Raw genomic sequence first — 19,605 nt, 5'->3', positions numbered from 1 at the left:
GGTCTTAGAGGCCGAGTGCCGTCTTCACTGCTGCGGCCGCATCGCCACCGTCCTTGGTGGTCACGCCGGAAAGCCACGGGTCGATCACCGTCGGATTGGCCTTCAGCCACGCCGTGGCTGCCGCTTCCGCGTCCTCGCCGTCATTGAGGATCTTGCCCATGATCTCGTTTTCCATCTGCAGCGAGAACTTGAGGTTGGTGACGAACTTGCCGACATTCGGGCACTCGGTCGTATAGCCAGCGCGGGTGTTGGTGTAGATCGTCGCGCCGCCGAGGTTCGGGCCGAAGACATCGTCGCCGCCGGTCAGATAGGTGAGTTTGAAATTGGCGTTCATCGGATGCGGTTCCCAGCCGAGGAAGACCACCGGTTCGCCATCTTTCTCGGCACGCGCGACCTGCGCCAGCATGCCCTGTTCGGAGGATTCGACAACCTCGAAGTCGGCCAGTTCGAACTTGCCGCCTTCGATCATCTCGAGGATCAGGCGGTTGCCGTCATTGCCCGGCTCGATGCCATAGATCTTGCCGTCCAGTGCATCCTTGTGCTTGGCAATGTCGGCGAAATCCTTGATGCCGAGCTCAGCGCCCTTGGCATTGGTGGCAAGGGTATATTTCGCGCCTTCAAGGTTCGGGCCGAAGCTTTCCACCGACTTGTCTTCGCGGTAAGGCGCGATGTCGCCTTCCATTGTTGGCATCCAGTTGCCGAGGAAGACGTCGATGTCCTTGTTCTTCAGGGAGGAATAGGTGACCGGAACGGACAGAACCGTTGTGGTCGGCTCGTAGCCGAGGGCCTTCAGCAGCACCGATGCGGTCGCCGTCGTCGCCGTGATATCGGTCCAGCCGACATCGGAGAAGCGGACGGTCGAGCAGCTCTCCGCTTCAGCGGCTGCAACCGGCAGCGTGCTGATGGCGATCAGCGAGACGGTTGCGGCCATCAGGCGTCGAAATTGTGTCGCGTTTTGCATGTGATAACTCCCGGTTCATTTTTTTTGATGTTCCCAAGTCAACATTCAATACCTGATAAATGCAAGGAGGCCCGCGTATTTGCGTCGCCAAAGTGGCACGGTTTGCGACCTTTAGGCCATGCGGGACGGGGCCTGTCGGTTTTCGGTGGAAAAAATCGCGTGGCGTTGATGCGCATCAAGGCTCAATCATGGTCGAAGGGTCTAGAATGCTTTCGCATTCTCCTCGGCGATCGCATCTGCTCGTTGAGGTCAACTAGGAGTCATTGATGAAGATTTCCGCCAAACTCATTCTGCTTGCGGCGCTTGGCTGTCCCGCCGTCGCCATGGCCGGTGGCGACCCGGTCGCTGGCGCAAAGGCCTTCAAGGCCTGTCAGGCATGCCACACTGCATCGGAAGCCAAAAACAAGGTCGGGCCGCATCTCGTCGGCATCGTGGGCCGCGCCGTCGGAACAGCCGAGGGCTACAAATATTCGCCTGCCATGACCGAGTTTGGTGCGGGCAAGGTGTGGGACGAGGCCCTGTTGACGGCCTATCTCAAGGCTCCGAAAGGCGTGATCAAGGGCACGAAGATGGCCTATGCCGGCATGAAGAAGGAGGAGGATATCGTCAATCTCCTGGCTTATCTCAAGGATCCGGCTGCCGCGGGGCAGTAAGCACGTCTTCGCCAGAACAGAGGTCCGCAAGCCGCAGATGGCAATCGAGCGAATTGCCGCCTGCGGCCCTTGTCGTTGCCGTGAAGGATCCCGATCTCTGTTCCGCCAGTTTCGATTGTGTGCGGCATGCTACTTTCTCGTCATGCGAATCTGGCTATGGTGGAGTGACAGGGCCCGGCGGCGGATCGCCGGCGCGACAGGGGAACGAGATGGCGACTTTGCAATCCTTCGACAGCGAAATCGAAAAAACCCGCGCAATCGTTGCGGACATGCGCAGCAAGATCGATCAGTCCGGCACGGTGCTGGACACGCTGGCGAAGAGCGACAAAGTCATCGGTGACCAGAATTTCGATATCGAGAATGCGCGCATCGAGGATGTGCTGAAGCAGCAGAAGGTGATGGAGGGCAATATTGCCGATCTCATCATCGGCCTGGAAGACGCCACCAATATCTTCGGCTCCGAATTCGAGAGCATGAAGAGCTTTTCCGGCATGGAAAAATTCATCGGCATTTTCTCCAAGCAGAAGGCGCAACGGATGCGCACCGAGCGCGTGCGCAACATGTCGCTTGCCGGCAATCTGCAGGAGCTGCTCTCCAAGTCCGACAGCATCGTCGGCATTCTGAAGGAGCAGAAATCGGTCCTTGAAAGTCGCTATGCAAGTTCCGAGGCGAGCCTGATCCAGGTGATCGAGCGGCGCAAGCAGACGATTGCCACACTCGAGACGACGCAGGCGCGCATCGAGGCGCTGAACCCGATGCTGCTCGACATCGAGAACCGGATTGCCGCCTCGACCGACACCGGCGAACGGACCAATCTGGAAGCCGAACGCTCTGCTCTGGCAACGGAATACAATCAGGCCCAGGCGCGCGAACAGGAGCTGCTCGCCGAAAGCCAGACGCTCGAGCGCTACACCTCGATGTTCCAGACCTTCGTCGACAGTCTGAACAACCAGATTGCCGCGCAGAACACGCTGATCAACAAGCTGACCATCGATACCGAACAGCGCATCGTGCTTTACAAGGCGCTCGAAGATTCGCTGAAAACGGCAGCCCAGCAGGAGGTTGCCCACCGCATCAACACGCTGGGAAGCCAGGTCGATACGGCAGCGGAAGAGACCATGGCCGGCATTGGGGCGGCTGCCCAGCGACATATCGGCGATCTCCTGGAAATGCATGAGAAAAACATGCTTTCGACGCAGGACATCCAGCGCCGCAAGAAGCTTGCCGATGACGCGTTTGCCCGGCGCTTCCAGGCCGTGATCGACAAGCACAATTCTGCCAATTACGTGAAGCCTTGAAACAGGCCTAAGTCCTACCTCTGCGGAGACCCTCTACATGACAGTGCTTTCCCAGTCCGAACGGTCTTCTGCCGCTCGGCGCCTTCTGCCCAGCCTCGTTCTCATTGGTCTGGTCGGCCTTGTGGGCTTGATGGTGACCAATGGCAGCTTCTACACGGTGGATGAGGGCGAGCGCGGGGTTATCCTGAGAACAGGCGCGGTGGTGGGCACCGCGGCGCCCGGTCTGGGGTTCAAGTTGCCCTTCCTTGATGAGGTGGTGAAGGTCAGCGTGCAAAGCCGGTCCCAGCTTTACGATCAGGTCTCGACCTATTCGCGCGATCAGCAGGCGGCCAATCTGACGCTTTCGGTCAACTACCGCCTGCCGCCGGATCAGGTGGAGCGGATCTACGCCGATTACGGCGGCGAAAGCGGCGTGGTCACCCGTCTGATCGACCGGCGTGTTTATGAACAGACCAAGACCGTGTTCGGCCGCTTCAATGCCGTGACCGCCATACAGGAGCGTGCACGGCTCAATCTGGAAGTCGAACAGGCCATTCGCGAGTCGGTGATCGGACCTGTCATCATCGACAGTGTCCAGGTGGAGAACATCGACTTCTCCGAGGCATACGAACAGTCGATCGAAAATCGCATGCTGGCCGAAGTCGAGGTGCAGAAGCTGAGGCAAAATGCCGAGCGGGAAAAGGTGCAGGCCGAGATTACCGTCACCCAGGCCAATGCGCGGGCCTCTGCCATCAGGGCGGAGGCTGAAGCGCAGGCGGAAGCGACGCGTCTTGCCGGTCAGGCGGAGGCCGATGCCATCCGCGCCAAGGGTGCGGCCTTGCGCGACAACCCGGAACTGATCAACCTGACCTCGGCCGAGCGTTGGAACGGGGAATTGCCGGCAACCATGGTGCCGGGGGCAGCCCTTCCCTTCATCGGGGTGAAGTAAGGGGCTGCAGACAGGCGGTTGAAAGACCGCAAGGGGAAAGGGGTTTCATGGTCGAGGCAAAGGACGCAGCCACTGCGCCGTATTTTACCGCGATGCGCGCAGCACTTGACGGTCTGGAGATCTATCTCGCCAGACCGCTTGGCCCCGATGCGCTGTTGGGGCCGGCTGCCTTGCATGTGCTTCCCTATCTCGACCGATTGCGCAACTCGCTGGCCTGCTGGCAGAACCGGGTGGATTTTACCGGACAGTTTCGCATTGCCCGGGCTGAAAGCGGTTTCCCGGTCTTCCAGAATGCGCTCGAGCTTGAAAACGATCGCGAGGGCGCGGCGCAACGGTTGGCCGCGATGCCGAAGGCTTCCGCCCTCAAGCAGGATATGGTCGATTTCATCCTGCGAAAACGCGCGTTTCCCGGGGAATTGCAGAGCCAGATTGCCGAGCGGATCTATCTGGAACGGGTGATCTCCGGCGAGGTCTTTTCACCGCTGGTTCTCCCGACTACCGTCAATGTCAGCGTCAATCCGAAGACGCGCCGGCCGAGCTGCCTCGTGACCTGGGCGGCCTTTGACGGCGTCAGCACCTTGCCGATGATCTACCTTGCCACCATCGAGGACAGTTCCGAGGAGATGCTGAGGCTTCTCGTCACCTCCGAAGGTGGCCTCAACCGCGATGTCGACATACCGCTGCCGGTCGGCGGCCTGCTTAATCCGCAGCTTGCCCGGGCCTTTGATGCCTTCTGCATCAAGAATTCCGCCTATTCGCTCACGCCGGCCACCATTGCCACCAATATGGATCGGGATTTCCCGACGCTGCATCCCAGATCGATTGGTCGCGTCGTGCTCGGACCCTTCTATTCGGCGGGCATCACCGAAAATGCCGGACGGGTCACGGACATCCTGTCGAATGTGCGTCGACCGGAAAATGCCTGGGTCATGACCTGGACGGTGCAGGAAGTGTTTTCCAAACGCGAGCAGCCGGCGGTCAACGGTTTCTTCTCGTCGACGCCGGCGGTCCAGGAATATCACATCGAGACGCATGATCTCGAGGCCGCGCGCATGGGGGTCTCGACTTACGAGAAACATGCGCTTGTGCCGCATGATGCCTATCAGGCGCTTTACGCCAATGGCGAGGCCAAGGCGATCTTCGAGAATTTCAAGGTGCATGTCATTTCCGGCGGCGAGATCGTCAGCGAGGTTTGAACAATGAGCGAGTTGACGGCGGGTCTCACCACATTGCGGGAAGCCGATATCGCCCGGCATCTGCCGGTCGCCCAAGGGCTTGTGACGCGCTTCATCCTGCTTGACGGCGGCGATGCCCAATCGGCCGCCCCGCTTGCCGGAACCGGGCGGCGCTTCGTCTCGACCGTCTCCACGGGGGCGGTGCGCAAGACGCGGGAGGTGGAGCTGCAAAAGACCCTCCAGGCAAGCGGTGAGGGCGATCCACTGCTGACGCCGGCGCAGCATACGGTGCTCTACCGCGTGCGGCGCGGGGCGCAGATTGCGCTTGCCATTGCCGATGTGTTTGCCCGCCAGACGGATCTGGAGCGGATGCAGGCCGCCAATCTTGCCGCTGCCCTTCAGGGGGAGGAGGCTGCCCGCTTCAAGGCGCTTTTGTCCTCGTCGGCCTATGTCGTTGCCTTTTCCTTTGCCGCCTATCTGAAAACAACGATTGCCGGCGAGGCAGGGTCTCCCGATACCGTGCGGGAGCCGGACTACCTGTTAGACACCCCGCAGGATGCGCTGAAGAGCCTGATTGCAGCCCTCGATTCAGCCCTTGCCGGCGCTGGCGACGATCTCACCATCACGGCCCGGGTGCGGGCGCTGGCCGATGTCTCGCTGGACGGACTGCTTTTGCGCAAGAGCCGGTTCGAGCATCTCGGAGCCTTCGAGAACGCGCATATCCGCGTCGACCAGGACGATTTTGCCCTCGATGGTTTCGATGCCGCGCCGGGTCTCCGTTCCAAGCCGCTGTCGATGAGCTTCAAGAAGCCGGCAGAAATCATCGGCAACCACATCGCCAAATATCAGGCGCTCAAGCTTGCCAAGATGGTGATGGCCTATGATTTCGACCGGCAGATGAACCCCTGTGTCGAACTCGGCGGCTTTCTCTTCACCTTCATTGGCGACGGCATGCCGGGCACCGGCAAGACGATCCTTATCCAGATGCTCGCCGGCCTCCTCCACGATTACTGCAAGGTGGCAGGCTATGCCTTCCACTACGAGAATTTCGGCGTCGACCAGATTTCCTCCTATCAGGGCAAATCCGGCCAGAATGCCAAGAGCTTCGTCAACAATGTGCTGAACCCCCGGGTCATCGGCTTCGGCACCATCGACGACATCGACCAGGTGACCGCGCGCCGTTCCGACGACCGCGCCTCTGCCGGCCAGCATGAGGTGACAGCCGTGCTGATGGAAAGCTTTGCCGGGGCCTCCACCGTGGTGCGCGGCAATGCCAGCTTCGGCATGTTTTCCAATTATCCGGAAAAGGTCGACGATGCCCTGCGACAGCGCGCCGGTGCCCGCTGGCTGGTGGATGGCCCGCAGACGCGGGAAGATTACATCGACATCTTTTCGCTGCTCGTCGGCAAGAACCATCAGATCCCGCTTGGCGATCACCAGCTGTTTGCCGGCCAGGAAATCCAGACTGCTGTCAGCCGCTCCTATGGCGAGCATGATCGCCCGAAGGAGGAAGGGCTCGTAGCCGTCTGGGAGCGCTATGAGAAGGCGCATGGGGCAATCGCGACGCTTGCCGATGTCGGTGCCTATCTGCACGAGATCAAGCTTGCCGAACCGCGCTTCACCGGCCGCGCCATCAAGAACATCACCGACGCCATCAAGATGCGGGCGATGGATATCGAGCTGCCGGACGCCTGGTTCGAAAATCCCGAAACCTTCCTGCACAAGAGCTATGACGAGAAAAAATCCATGATCGCGGAGCTGCGCGGCCCGGTGACGCTCGAACTGATCCTGCAGGAGATCAACCGCTACGCCGATTCCGAATTCCGCTATGCCGACAAATCCGACGATGCCGCCATCGACGACATCATCCGCCGCGAACGCCAGCGCGAGCGAGCCATCGGCGAAATCGAGCGGATGAAGGGCGAGGGGAAGTGGTGAGCCGATGAACCGTCTCCTCGAAGCCGAACTCATCTATGGTCGGTTGCTGACCATTCGCGAGCCGCATCTGATTGCGCGTTACAACAAGGCGCTTGCCGGGTTCGGCTTGCCGGAGACCGGGCTTGCCGAGTTCGATATCGATATCACCGGCTTTTCCCCCCAGATCGCAGCCGAGCTTGGCGATGCCGATTATCTCGATCCCAAGAAGGTCAATCGCCGCTTCATCATTCTGACGCCCGAGCAGGATCGTTTGCCCGTGGTCCATACCAGCTTCTCCAACACCGCTGGCCTGATGCACGAATTCTTTGCGGCAAATCGTCGGGCGATCCATGCGATCACGCTGAAGGATGCGCTGTATGGCGAGATCGAAGACAGCGTTGCGGAAGTGCAGACGCTCGAGCATCTGCTGTCGATCAACGAAGTGACGTTCCGGGTTCTCTCGGCTGAGGATCTGCTCGGGCGCGCCGGCGAGCTGCGAAAGCTCTGCGATCAACTGACAACGAGCGAAACGGCCTGGCGCGACGATGCGCTCATCAACCGCATGGTCGACCTCGCAAAGGTTACAGGCGATATCCGGCAGAATGCCCTGGTGCCGGACCAGCTGGTCTTTCGCCACGATGCCTTCTGGGCCGATCACTTCGGCGGCGTTTTCGTCTTTGTCGATGAGAAGCTGACGACAGTGATCTGCAATCCGGATGCACCGGGCTTTCGCCGCTCGCGCCCCTGGCAGGTGAGCTACATCGCGCTTGATGATCACGCCCAGATCTTCGATTTCCTCGCCCGTACGGGCCGCATCGAACTGCCGCGCACGGGCTGGGTCGAAGAGAGCGGGCTTTTTGCCCACCGCGCCGAGATGGTGCTTCTGTCCATCGCCGCCCGTCTCGATCCGGTGCCGGATTTCAAGCGGGTCGATCCGGTCTGGCTGCAGACCTTGCAGCATTCCCAGGCCCGTGCGCTTGCCGAGCACAAGGTCTATCCGATGTTGCAGGAGGCAATGCGCAGTCTCAGCCGGGCCGGTGTCATCAGGATGGCCGATATCGATCCGAAGCTGCGCCTCTGGCTTGTCCGCGCCCTGCCAGGCCATGCGGATCAGTGGCTGACGAGCCGGCTGATCGCGCATCTGACGGCGGAGGATTTCGTCTCCCGTTTTGTCTTTGACAAACAGGGCTTCTACCGCGCCTATGAAGATTATCCGGAGGCATATCGCGATTATGTTGTATCGCGGCTGGTCTCCACCTATCTGCAAGACAAGCCACTCTTTCGCAAACGCCTCTTCGGCCTAGGAGACGACGACCATGCTTGATCCGATCATTGCGTTCTTCCAGCGTGTCTTTGCTGCCATCGGACGCGGGATCGGCATGGTGGTTGCCTGGTTGCTGTGGCCGTTCCTGGCTGCGCATGGATGGTACCGCGATCGTACCTGGATCATCCGCGGGCCAATCCTCGCGGTGCTTGTGCTGCTCGTCATCTTTTACGGGCTCTTCCTCTATCGCACCCAGATGTGGAACGGCTTCGATCCTGCTTTCGTGCAGGCCTACAAGTTCGAGGAACGCACAGTGCCGGCGGGGACAGCGCTCCCCGATCAGCAGAATGCCTGCCAGGATTCGGCAATCGTCACCGTGAGTGCTGCGCTGACCGATCAGAACGTCAACCAGAACTCCTGGGTCTCCTCGACGCTTCTCTACAAGCTCGGCCTGTTCGGTCTCGACTGGGACAACACGCCTTTCATGGACAACAAGGCGTCGTTCCAGCGGGGCGTCAATCAGGTGGTGCGCCGCACCGCCATCCAGCTGGCTGACAATCTCGGCCGCGTTCGCGGAACGTCCGGCATCAACAGCGACCTGCAAAATGCACGCGGCAACATCCAGTTCGACGAGAGCACCTGGTATTTCGGTGTCGATCCGTTCGGCTTCAAGACGCCGACCCCGAGCTACTACCGGGCAGCCGTCGAAAGCTGGGGCAAGTTCAATCAGTCGCTCGTCACCTGCGAGGCCGTCTTCGACACGCGCGCCGATAACCTCTTGCAGTTGCTGGACGGCATGGCGAGCGATCTCGGCAATACCTCGGATATTCTGCGTCGCCGTTCGGAAGAGTTCAACGCCGGCTGGTTCGATACGCGCGCCGATGACCGCTTCTGGTTCGCCTATGGCCAGCTCTATGCGCAATATGCGCTGATGCAGGCCACGCGCGCCGATTTCAGCAATGTGGTGCGGGAACGCAATCTGACGGCGATCTGGACGGAGATGGAGCGGCAGCTGCAGGCAGCACTCAGAATCCAGCCCGCCATCATTTCCAATGGCAGCGAAGACGGCTGGATCATGCCGACCCACCTTGCCACCATGGGCTTTTACATTCTGCGCGTGCGCTCGAACATGGTGGAGATCCAGTCGATCCTTGATCGCTGAGGATGGAGAGCGCCGACTGCGGCGCTTCGGAGGAGCGGTCACTGGGCCGCTCCAAGGCCATGACGATTTAGGTGATGATCTTCATCCGGATGGCTTTCGCCACCAGCTGCGTGCGGTTGACGCAATCCAGCTTGCGGATGGCATTTGTCATATAAGCATTCACGGTGTGGTCGGAGAGCGAGAGGATCTGGCCGATCTCAAGCGAGGTTTTGCCCTGCGCGGTCCAGCGTACGACTTCCAGTTCGCGGGCCGAAAGCACATTCGTGTTGCTGGCGGTGCGGCGCAATCGATCGAAGACATCGAAAGCCTGGGTGCTCAACATCGACAATTCGTTCATTTCGGCCTGTGATGGAGGCTCGCGATTGCCGTCGTATCGGACCATGAAGCGGCCGCCATCAAGGGCATGCAGCGTGAACAAAACGCCGGAGCGCAAACCGAAGCGGCGGAAGAGCTTGGCAAAATGGGGTGGGCAATCGAAATCGGGTTTGTCGCCCTCAAGGCCGACGTCCCATGTCGTCGCCATGATCGAGCGGGCCATATGCGTGACCGTCGGGCAAACCTTGAGAAGCTCAAGACGGTCGAATTCCAAGCTAAATTCACTTGGCAGCGTGGTTTCCCGCACCAGCGGCGAAAAATGCCGGTCCTGCGGTGTGGGCGCGTGGGCGAGCGTAATATGCTCGAAGCCATATTCCTGGGCGGCTCGGCGCCAATGGTCCATGAGCTCGGCGCGGTTGTGACAACTCCCGATCCCCTCACTCAAGAGCGTCTGACGTTCTGGAAACATGTTCGCTATTTCGAAAGTTGACAAAAAGGTGATGGTTTGGGAGACATATCCCAGGCGATGGGAAATGCCAGCTCTTTTTGGAACTGGGGTGCATTAATATGATTAATTTCTGAACGTCGCCAGTTAAAAAGTCACACACGTTCCAATTTTGTCATACAGGTAGCGTTGCAACCGCTTTGACCTCTTCCATGACTGCGTAGGTATGCGTCTCGCGCACCCCCGGCAGCGGCAGGATGACTTCGGACAAAAACTGCCGATAGGCTTCCATTCCCGTCACGCGGGCCTTTACCAGATAATCGAAGCCGCCAGCAACCATATGGCATTCCATCACATCGTCTGAGCGCTTCACGGCTGCGGCAAAGGTGTCGAAGACGTCGGCCGTGGTGCGGTCGAGCTTCACCTCGATGAAGACGAGCAGATTGCGCCCCAGCTTCTGGGGTGACAGCATGGCCATGTAGCCGGTAATGTAGCCCTCACGCGTCAACCGGCGCACGCGCTCAGCCGTTGCCGTCGGCGAAAGGTTCACCCGTTCGGCAAGCTCGATATTGGTCAACCGACCCTCGCTTTGAAGCGCCCTGAGGATCTTGCGGTCGAGGCGGTCTATTTCTTTACTCATTCTCTATCTCGTCGGCGTTTTCTGGAGAATAACGCGGAGCGGTGCCCTAATAATAGTGGGAAACGCGAGAAATCCAAAGATATGTTGCGGATCACACGGAGATAACAATGATCAAGGCTGCCATGACCGATTTTCCGCAATTCGATGCTCCCTTTGCCGGCGATGATGACACGTTGATCCGGCAGTTTTCTGCCAGGATGGCGTTGACGGACAGTCAGAATGCCGCGATCGATCGGCGTGCGACGACATTCATCGAGGCGATCCGCGATGGGTCGGGCTCAATTGGCGGCGTCGAGGATTTCCTACGCGAATACGGCCTGTCGACCCGCGAAGGTCTGGCGCTGATGGTGCTCGCGGAGGCGCTTTTGCGCGTGCCGGACGCGCTGACCCAGGATCGGCTAATCGAGGACAAGCTGAAAGAGGGCGGCTGGAGCGAACACGAGGCGCAGGGCGAAAGCTGGTTCGTCTCGGCCTCGGCCTGGGCGCTCGGCCTTTCCGCCCGCGTCATCCGCCCCGGTGAAACGCCAGAGGGTGTCATGCGTGGCCTCGTCAAGCGGCTCGGCCTGCCGACGGTGCGGTCTGCGACCAAGCAGGCCATGCGCTTCCTCGGTCATCACTTCGTGCTCGGTGAAACCATCAAGGACGCTTTGTCCCGCGCTGCCAAGAGCGAGGAAAAGGGCTACCGCCATTCCTTCGATATGCTGGGCGAGGGCGCTCGGACGGCTGCCGATGCCAAGCGCTACTTCAAGTCTTATGCCAGCGCCATCGAGGCCATCGGCGCCTTCATGGCCAAGCATGGCAAGAGCCAGCAGCTGCCGAACCGCATGGGCATTTCGGTGAAGCTCTCGGCGCTGCATCCGCATTATCTCGCTACCCACCGCGACCGCGTGATGCGCGAACTCGTGCCGGACCTTCTGTCGCTCGCGCAGATGGCCAAAGCGCATCAGCTTAACTTCACCGTCGATGCCGAGGAGGCTGACCGGCTGGAACTGTCGCTCGACGTGATTGCCGCCGTCTTCGCCGATCCCTCGCTCTCCGGCTGGGACGGTTTTGGGCTCGCGATCCAGGCCTATCAGAAGCGCGCGCCGCAGGTCATCGACTACATTGACGATCTCTGCCGTCAGCATGGCCGTCGCATGATGGTGCGTCTGGTCAAGGGCGCCTATTGGGACACCGAAGTAAAGCGGGCGCAGGAGCGCGGTCTTGACGATTACCCGGTCTGGACCCGCAAGCCGGCGACCGACCTTGCCTACCAGCATTGCGCGGCGAAGCTTCTCGACAAGCGGGCCCGCATCTTCCCGCAGTTTGCCACGCACAATGCGCTGACGGTTGCGACGATCCTCGAGCTTGCCGGGGCCGATCGCACCGGCTTCGAATTCCAGCGCCTGCATGGCATGGGCGAGGCGCTCTACAACAATCTTCTCTCCGGCAATGACCGCATCGCTTGCCGCATCTATGCACCGGTTGGCGGCTACCGGGATCTTCTCGCCTATCTCGTTCGCCGCCTGCTCGAAAACGGCGCGAATTCCTCCTTCGTCGCGGTTGCCGGCGACAAGAATATCCCGATCGCATCTCTGCTGGAGCGCCCCGCCGCAAAGCTCGGTCTGGGGCAGGGCGTAAGTGCCCGCCACAGCCAGATCCCGCTGCCGCTCGGTCTCTACGGCGACCGCAAGAACAGCGCGGGCCTCGAATTCGGCCATCGCGAAACGCTTGATCGCCTGATGGCGCGCCTTGCCCAGCCGGTTGCGGAAATTGCCGCACGGCCGCTGGTGCCCGGCGCTGCCGGAGCCACGAGCGAGGAGGCGATCACTTCGCCCTCGGATCGCGCGCGTAAGGTCGGCACGGTTCGCAATGCGGCACCCGCTGATGTCGACCGTGCCTTTGCCGCCGGTCGCCAAGGCTTTGCGCGCTGGTCGCGGCTGCCGGTGGACACCCGCGCCGCAGCGCTCGAAAAACTCGCCGACCTTCTGGAAGCGGATCGCGAGCGTCTGCTCGCCTTGCTTGCGCTCGAAGCCGGCAAGACGCTGGACGACGGCATGGCCGAGATCCGCGAAGCGGTGGATTTCTGCCGCTACTATGCCGTGCAGGCCCGCAAGCAGTTCGGCGAAGCAGAGGTGATGCCCGGTCCGACGGGTGAGCTCAACCGCCTCTCCTGGCGCGGACGCGGCGTCTTTGCCTGCATCTCGCCCTGGAACTTCCCGCTCGCCATCTTCCTCGGACAGGTTTCGGCAGCCCTCGTTGCCGGCAATGCCGTCATCGCCAAGCCCGCGCCGCAGACGCCGCTGATTGCCTTTGAGGCGGTGAAGCTGTTCCACAAGGCGGGCGTGCCGGAAGACGTGCTGATGCTGCTGCCCGGTGCCGGCGATATCGGGGCAGCGATCGCCGCCCATCCGCAGCTCGCCGGCCTTGCCTTTACCGGCTCGACGGCAACGGCGCAGGCCATCAACCGGACGCTGGCCGCCAAGAACGGCCCGATCGTGCCGCTGATTGCCGAAACCGGCGGGATGAACGCGATGATCGTCGATGCGACGGCGCTTGCGGAACAGGTGGCGGACGACGTCGTGATGTCGGCCTTCCGCTCGGCCGGCCAGCGCTGCTCGGCTCTGCGCATCCTTTATCTGCAGGAAGATATCGCAGACGGCATGCTGGAGATGATCGAAGGGGCGGCGCGCGAACTCAATCTCGGCAACCCGCTCGAGGTCACCAGCGATATCGGCCCGGTCATCGACGAGCGGCAAAAGGCGATGCTGTCGGATCACGTCGCTGCGATGAGCCGCACGCAGAAGGTTCGCTATGCCGGTTCCGTTCCGGCCACGGGTAACTTCTTCGCGCCGCACATCATCGAGCTCGATCGCGCCGAGGCACTGACGCGGGAAATCTTCGGTCCGGTCCTGCACGTCGTGCGCTGGAAGGCGCATCAGCTCGATCAGGTCATCGCGTCGATCTCGGCCACCGGTTACGGCCTGACGCTTGGCGTGCACAGCCGCATCGAGGCGACGATCCGCAAGGTCACAGACGCGCTCGACACCGGCAATATCTACGTCAACCGCAACATGATCGGCGCTGTCGTCGGCACCCAGCCCTTCGGTGGCTCGGGCATGTCCGGCACGGGGTTCAAGGCGGGCGGACCTGCCTATCTCAGCCGCTTTGCGCTGGAGCAGGTGATCTCGGTCAACACGGCTGCTGCCGGCGGCAATGCCAGCCTGATTGCGATCGGCGAGGGGTGAACGCCAGGAACGGAAAACCCGCCTCAGCGGGCGGGTTTTCATACTGTAGGCAGCTGGGGCTCTTGATTTGACCGCATTGTCCGACGCCCGAGCAAGTGCGCTTCGGCTGGCAGTCCTCTAGATCTTGTCGGCGTCGCCCGTCTTCTTCTTGCCGTTCATCATCACTTCGAGATAGCCGAGCATGACCGCTGAGACGACGAAAGCGAGGTGGATGAGCGTCAGCCACATCAGCTTGCTGTCGGTATAGTGATTGGCATTCAGGAAAACCTGAAGCAAGTGGATCGAGGAGATCGCGACAATCGAGGAGGCGACCTTGATCTTCAGGCTGCCGGAATCGAGCTTGCCGAGGAAGGAGACCTGATCGTCTGCCTCGTCGAAGCGGCTGACGAAATTCTCGTAACCGGAAATCATCACCATGACGATCAGGCTGGCGACCAAGGCCGCATCGATGAGGGCCAGCATGGCAAGGATCATCTCGAAGTCTTCATAGACGAAGACATTCTGCGCGATCTTCAGGAACTTGTAGCCGAAAGACAAAGCGTAGACGGCAAGCGCCGCGACGAGCCCCAGGTAGAAGACCACGAGGATCCAACGGCTCGACAGGATGATTTTTTCGATCAGCAGTTCCAGAGATTTCATGGCAATCCTCATGCAGGGGCAACGCTCGGGCCAGATAATGGCTGACGATGACAAGAACAAGATGCAATGCCCGATGTCGTGCGACTTGCTGGATCAGACGGTGAGCGGAGTGACCGATAGACGTAGGTTGCCGCGGTTGTTGCCATAGGTCTGCCAGGCATCGTTGGCGAAGCAGTAGAGATAGCCGCTTGCCTGCGGCGTGATGTCGAGGCCGGTGCCGATGACAAAAACCTCGTGCGGCAGGCGGTCGACGATCCGCTCATCATTCTTGCGTTTCGGCGGTGGATGATTGTTGGCGATCACGCCGATCAACGCGAACCAGGCGGCATCCTCCACCCGTTTTGTCAGCCAGAAATCCAGCTGTTCGTTTTTCATCAGCCTGCGGGTCAGCGATTCCAGCTTGCCCATGGCCGTGCCGGCCAGGTGAAGGAACTCCCGCGGCTGGAATTTTCCGTCGCCGGTGCCTGCCGGCCCCGCCGTGATTTCGGCGTCCTTCCATTCGCCTTGCGCCTCCAGCCGGTAGCGCTGGCCCTTTTCCAGATAGATGCCGGTCGCGTTCCACAGTTCGCGGGCAAACACGTCGACGGTCGCGGGAAGCGGGCGATGCGGCCAATAGCTGCCAGCGGTGATCGGCGGATCTTTCTGGCGTTCCAGCGCAGAGGCATGAATGGCGGGATCGGGATGGGCATTGCTCAAGCGCGGCACGGCGCGGGGACGGGTCTTCAAGGATTTGAACACACCCTTCAGGCTGTCATGCAGCATGTCGCGCGGATCTGGCCTGATCTGTGCAATCGTATCGGGATTGAAGCCAAGGCCTGCCTTCTGCGCTTCGCCCACCATCCATTCGAGCGCGCCATCCGAGAGCCCGGTTCTCGCATAACCGCCGCCGATATTGCCATGCACGCCGGGAAACCAGACCTGCTGCATGTCGATGTCGGGGTTGGGTTGCCACAGTGTCGGCAGAAAACTCTGGCGCCATTCGTCGATTGCCACCGCGTGGCGGGCGATGTCCACCACCGTGCTGATTTCCGTGTCGTGGAAACGGTGCTTGTCGGGATTGTCGAGCAGGTTGAGAAAGGCGAGATCGTCGGGAATACCGAGCGCGCCCACCGTATCCCAGACGCCGATGAAGCGGATCCGTGTCGATTTGGCCGGCAGGGTACCGGCTTCCGCATTGTGGAAGGGCAGGTCGGCTGCGGCCGCAACGGAGCTTGGGCCGTCGGCACGGTAAGCATCGAAGATGCGATCAACCGCCGCCCAAGCCTGCTTTGGATGGTTGCCAAAGGGCAGATCGGCCAGGCCGCATTTCGATATCATGCCGCCAAGGCTCCGCACCGTATAGGCACCCCGGCTGAAGCCGATAAGGAAGATCCGGTCGCCGGCCGCATAGGTGCCTGCAAGCCAGCGATATGCGCTCTTGATGTTCTGATCGAGGCCCTTTCCCGTGCCGCCGCCGATCAGCCGTCGCAGCTTGCCGCCGTCGGTGCCGACGCCGGGGTGGTAGTATTTCTCCTGTTTGATGCCGGAGGCTTCGCGTTCGGCGACGGCATGGAAGAATTTCCAGACATTGGTCGGCGACGGGATGCCGTTGTCGCTCATGTCAGGCGTATTCCAGGTGCCATCGGCACAGATCACGATCGTCTTCATGCCTGCCTCCACGCTGCCTTGGGTTGATGATGTGGCCTGCCGCCTTGCGTTGCAGAATGATGCCAAGATCCGCAGAAAGTGCAATGCGGGACGGGCTCATGCCACCAAGGCGCGCCCCGCCGTGGAAAAGGCCGCTGTCCCTCTTGCCTCGGAAGCAGCGGCAAACGATGGTCACGCGACATAATCTGAAGCAGGAACGACATGACCTCCGATATCGAGATCGCCCGCGCGGCGCAGAAACGCCCCATTCAGGACATCGGCTCTCGGCTCGGAATTCCCGCAGAAAGCCTCATTCCTTTCGGCCATGACAAGGCCAAGGTCTCCTCTGCCTTCATCGATAGCCTCGCCGATCGTCCCGACGGCAAGCTCATTCTCGTCACGGCCATCAACCCGACGCCAGCAGGCGAGGGCAAGACCACGACAACCGTCGGCCTCGGCGACGGGCTGAACCGGATCGGCAAGCGCGCCGTGATCTGCGTGCGCGAACCGTCGCTTGGCCCCTGTTTCGGGGTCAAGGGCGGGGCTGCTGGCGGCGGTTATGCCCAGGTGGTGCCGATGGAGGAGATCAATCTCCACTTCACCGGCGACTTTCACGCCATCACGTCTGCGCACAATCTCTTGTCAGCCCTGATCGACAATCACGTCTACTGGGGCAATGCGCTGGATCTCGATACGCGGCGCATCACCTGGCGCCGGGTCATGGACATGAACGACCGGGCACTGCGCGGCATTGTCACCTCGCTCGGTGGCCCGTCCAACGGATTTCCGCGTGAAGCCGGTTTCGACATCACGGTTGCCTCCGAGATCATGGCGATCCTCTGCCTTGCCACGGATCTCGACGATCTGGAGCGCCGCCTCGGCGCGATCATCGTGGGTTACCGGCGCGACAAGAGCCCCGTCTTCGCCCGTGACCTGAAGGCGGATGGCGCCATGGCCGTGCTGCTCAAGGAGGCGCTGCAGCCGAACCTCGTGCAGACGCTGGAGAACAATCCCGCCTTCGTGCATGGCGGTCCCTTCGCCAATATCGCGCATGGCTGCAATTCGGTGATCGCGACGAAGACGGCGCTGAAACTCGGCGACTATGTCGTGACCGAAGCAGGCTTCGGCGCCGATCTCGGAGCGGAAAAATTCTTCGACATCAAATGCCGCAAGGCCGGTCTTTCCCCGGCAGCGGTGGTGCTGGTCGCCACAGTCCGCGCGCTCAAGATGAACGGCGGCGTCGCCAAGGACGATCTTGGCGCGGAAAATGTCGAGGCAGTGAAGCGCGGCTCGGTCAACCTTGCCCGGCATCTCGAAAACCTCGCCAAATTCGGCGTCCCGGCGATCGTCGCGATCAACCACTTCACCGGCGACAGCATGGCCGAAATCGAGGCGATCCGGGCGGTGGCCGCCGGCCTCGGCTCCGAGGTTCATGTTTGTCGCCACTGGGCCGAAGGCTCCGCCGGCATCACGGATCTTGCCGAAGCCGTGGTTCGCATGGCGGACAAACCTTCGGATTTCCGCCCGCTCTATCCTGACGCAATGCCGCTGTTTGCCAAGATCGAGCGCGTCGCCACCGAGATTTACCGCGCCGGCGAGGTGACGGCCGAAAAGGCAGTGCGCGACCAGCTCGCCGACTGGGAGGCCAAGGGGTATGGCAATCTTCCGGTCTGCATGGCGAAGACACAGTATTCGTTTTCGACCGATCCGACACTGCGCGGCGCGCCGGAAGGCCACAGCGTGCATGTGCGTGAAGTGCGTCTCTCGGCAGGTGCTGGCTTCGTCGTCGCCATCACCGGCGAGATCATGACCATGCCCGGCCTGCCACGCGTACCTTCTTCCGAGCGCATCCGTCTCAACGAGGCCGGGGCAATCGAGGGGCTGTTTTGAGACGCTGGAGCAGGAGCGGCTTTAAAGGCGATAGACGGGATTGCTGATGACTGATTTCGACGCGCTTCAGGGGCGATGGCGACAGGTTCGTTTTGAAGAAAATGGCGTGGTCGATCCGCCGGACACGCATGGCGCCGACGGCGCGATCATGACGATTTCAGGCAATCGCTTCCATGTCGCCATTCCCGGCGGGGAGACGCTGATCGAAGGGGCCTTCGTGCTCGACGAGACGACGTCGCCCAAGGCGATCGACTGGATCGACAGTGTCGGGCCGGATGCGGGGCGGCCGTTGCCGGCCATCTACACCCTTTCGAGCGACAGTTTTGCCTTCGCCGCCGCCGATGCGGATATGCAAAGACCCGCCGATTTTCGCGGCGGGCCCGGTGTTACCCTTCGCGGATTTTCCAGAGCCTGAGGCGGGCGAGGGCGGCGACCGCGCCCCCTAGCGGCAATACCTATAGCCGCTCTTTCGCTCGATCACATCAAGATGCATGTGATCCTGATGGGTCGCATCGCTGCCCGGCGAGAGCACGGTCGTGAAGTAGAGGCAGGCAAAAGCATTGAAGGCGCGCTGGAAGGCGGCTTCGGCGGTGCCGTCGTCCTGCTTGGCAATCATCACGGCCTGATCCTCCTTGCCGAACCGCAGGCCGGCGATATCGATGGCATTGCCATAGGCGTGTTCGGAAACCTTGCCGGTCTCCGCGCTATTACGGTTGCGGCAGACATAGCCTGATGCCTGCAGGATGGCGCTGAGCTTCGGCTTGTCGGGAAAGGCGATCGCTGCCGCCGGACCGATCATGTCGCGCGTCATCCGCGACAGCTGCAGCGCGGTCTCGCATCGGAGTGTTGCCTCCGGCTCAAGCGCCACATCCGGCATGGGCTTTTTGAGAATGACCGGGCTTGCCATGCCGCAACCGCCGGCATCGTCGATCACCGGTTTGACTTCGAAGCTTGCGCCAATGGCCTTCAGTTCGGCAAGGCAGGCCGCCAGCTCCTGTGGATCCTCGGCGGGCGGTGGCGGATTGATGGGTTCCGCCTTTTCCTCCGCCTTGTCGTCCTCTGTGTTTTCCCTGTCGACGTCCTTGTCCTGCGCGGACGTATCGGCACCCTGTTTCGGCGATGGCCCATCCTCTTGCGACGAGCCTGCGGGCGCCTCCGACTTAGGCGACGTCTCAGTCTTTGGGTCCTCGGGCGCCGGCTTGGGCTTCGCCACGTCTTCGGGTGGTGTTGCAGGCTTCGGGTCCGGCTTCGGCACGCTCGCCGGCGGGGCGGCCTCTGTTTCGTCAGCGGCAGCATCCGCTTGCGGATTTGCCGGAGCAGCGGGTGCTGTGATCTCCGGCCGCTTGGCAGGCTTTGGTCCGCGGTTCGGCAGCGTCACGCCGGTTGCCAGGGGCCAAACCAGAGCCAATCCGATCAGGGCAGGGACTATCGTCTTTGTCATCTCGTCTCCCTATCCCCAGCCCGG

General features: G+C 61.3%; 16 protein-coding genes. 10 read left to right on the top strand and 6 right to left on the bottom strand.

From position 1 onward, the window contains the following. Positions 1–4: 4 nt before the first annotated feature. Entirely contained in the window at positions 5–931 is a 927-nt protein-coding gene (locus FAA97_RS14915) for a choline ABC transporter substrate-binding protein (protein WP_246041522.1), read from the bottom strand. Positions 932–1,227: 296 nt separating this feature from the next. On the opposite strand from FAA97_RS14915, the gene FAA97_RS14910 reads away from it, so the two are divergent. From FAA97_RS14910 to FAA97_RS14880, 7 genes are all read left to right on the top strand, one after another. Further along, positions 1,228–1,614 carry a c-type cytochrome gene (locus FAA97_RS14910; RefSeq protein WP_136599363.1) on the top strand — a complete coding sequence of 129 codons (387 nt, stop codon included), beginning with the start codon at positions 1,228–1,230 and terminating at the stop codon, positions 1,612–1,614. Between the two features lie 209 nt (positions 1,615–1,823). After that, a complete protein-coding gene (locus tag FAA97_RS14905) occupies positions 1,824–2,912 on the top strand; it encodes a hypothetical protein (protein ID WP_136599362.1) in 1,089 nt (362 codons plus the stop codon). A gap of 37 nt (positions 2,913–2,949) precedes the next feature. After that, positions 2,950–3,840 carry a prohibitin family protein gene (locus FAA97_RS14900; protein ID WP_136599361.1) on the top strand — a complete coding sequence of 297 codons (891 nt, stop codon included), beginning with the start codon at positions 2,950–2,952 and terminating at the stop codon, positions 3,838–3,840. Positions 3,841–3,887: 47 nt separating this feature from the next. After that, positions 3,888–5,036, top strand: a complete 1,149-nt coding sequence (locus FAA97_RS14895; protein ID WP_136599360.1) for a hypothetical protein — start codon at positions 3,888–3,890, stop codon at positions 5,034–5,036. 3 nt (positions 5,037–5,039) lie between these two features. Beyond that, the gene (locus tag FAA97_RS14890) at positions 5,040–6,953 is read left to right on the top strand and encodes an AAA family ATPase (protein WP_136599359.1); all 1,914 of its coding nucleotides are present in this window, start codon (positions 5,040–5,042) and stop codon (positions 6,951–6,953) included. 4 nt (positions 6,954–6,957) lie between these two features. After that, a complete protein-coding gene (locus FAA97_RS14885) occupies positions 6,958–8,256 on the top strand; it encodes a DUF6638 family protein (RefSeq protein WP_136599358.1) in 1,299 nt (432 codons plus the stop codon). Then, positions 8,249–9,358 carry a DUF2333 family protein gene (locus FAA97_RS14880; RefSeq protein WP_136599357.1) on the top strand — a complete coding sequence of 370 codons (1,110 nt, stop codon included), beginning with the start codon at positions 8,249–8,251 and terminating at the stop codon, positions 9,356–9,358. The genes FAA97_RS14885 and FAA97_RS14880 overlap by 8 nt, the downstream gene beginning before the upstream one ends. 67 nt (positions 9,359–9,425) lie before the next feature. Here the strand turns inward: FAA97_RS14880 and FAA97_RS14875 are convergent, their stop codons facing one another. Then, complete coding sequence (locus tag FAA97_RS14875; protein ID WP_246041504.1) at positions 9,426–10,142, bottom strand: helix-turn-helix transcriptional regulator; 717 nt, start codon at positions 10,140–10,142, stop codon at positions 9,426–9,428. Between the two features lie 151 nt (positions 10,143–10,293). Next, on the bottom strand, positions 10,294–10,758 hold the full coding sequence (locus FAA97_RS14870; protein WP_136599356.1) for an Lrp/AsnC ligand binding domain-containing protein: 465 nt from the start codon (positions 10,756–10,758) through the stop codon (positions 10,294–10,296). Between the two features lie 107 nt (positions 10,759–10,865). Here FAA97_RS14870 and putA point away from each other — a divergent pair, with 107 nt between their 5' ends. Then, positions 10,866–13,985, top strand: a complete 3,120-nt coding sequence (putA, locus tag FAA97_RS14865) for a bifunctional proline dehydrogenase/L-glutamate gamma-semialdehyde dehydrogenase PutA (RefSeq protein WP_136599355.1) — start codon at positions 10,866–10,868, stop codon at positions 13,983–13,985. A 117-nt stretch (positions 13,986–14,102) separates the two neighbouring features. Here putA and FAA97_RS14860 read toward each other — a convergent pair whose 3' ends face one another. Together FAA97_RS14860 and FAA97_RS14855 are read right to left on the bottom strand one after the other, a co-directional pair. After that, entirely contained in the window at positions 14,103–14,624 is a 522-nt protein-coding gene (locus FAA97_RS14860) for a TIGR00645 family protein (RefSeq protein WP_136599354.1), read from the bottom strand. 93 nt (positions 14,625–14,717) lie between these two features. Then, on the bottom strand, positions 14,718–16,271 hold the full coding sequence (locus FAA97_RS14855; RefSeq protein ID WP_136599353.1) for a DUF2235 domain-containing protein: 1,554 nt from the start codon (positions 16,269–16,271) through the stop codon (positions 14,718–14,720). 201 nt (positions 16,272–16,472) lie between these two features. On the opposite strand from FAA97_RS14855, the gene FAA97_RS14850 reads away from it, so the two are divergent. After that, positions 16,473–18,140 carry a formate--tetrahydrofolate ligase gene (locus FAA97_RS14850; RefSeq protein WP_136599352.1) on the top strand — a complete coding sequence of 556 codons (1,668 nt, stop codon included), beginning with the start codon at positions 16,473–16,475 and terminating at the stop codon, positions 18,138–18,140. Positions 18,141–18,186: 46 nt separating this feature from the next. Continuing rightward, positions 18,187–18,555: a TIGR03067 domain-containing protein gene (locus FAA97_RS14845; protein ID WP_136599351.1), complete on the top strand. Its 369-nt coding sequence runs from the start codon at positions 18,187–18,189 to the stop codon at positions 18,553–18,555. A 27-nt stretch (positions 18,556–18,582) separates the two neighbouring features. Here FAA97_RS14845 and FAA97_RS14840 read toward each other — a convergent pair whose 3' ends face one another. Then, positions 18,583–19,581: an extensin-like domain-containing protein gene (locus tag FAA97_RS14840; protein ID WP_136599350.1), complete on the bottom strand. Its 999-nt coding sequence runs from the start codon at positions 19,579–19,581 to the stop codon at positions 18,583–18,585. Positions 19,582–19,605: the final 24 nt, after the last annotated feature.

This window comes from Peteryoungia ipomoeae (genome assembly GCF_004912165.1).
In the GTDB taxonomy this organism is placed as follows: Bacteria; Pseudomonadota; Alphaproteobacteria; order Rhizobiales; family Rhizobiaceae; genus Allorhizobium; species Allorhizobium ipomoeae.
The sequence above is the reverse complement of the archived record's forward strand: the minus strand, read 5'-3'. Positions and strand labels throughout refer to the sequence as shown.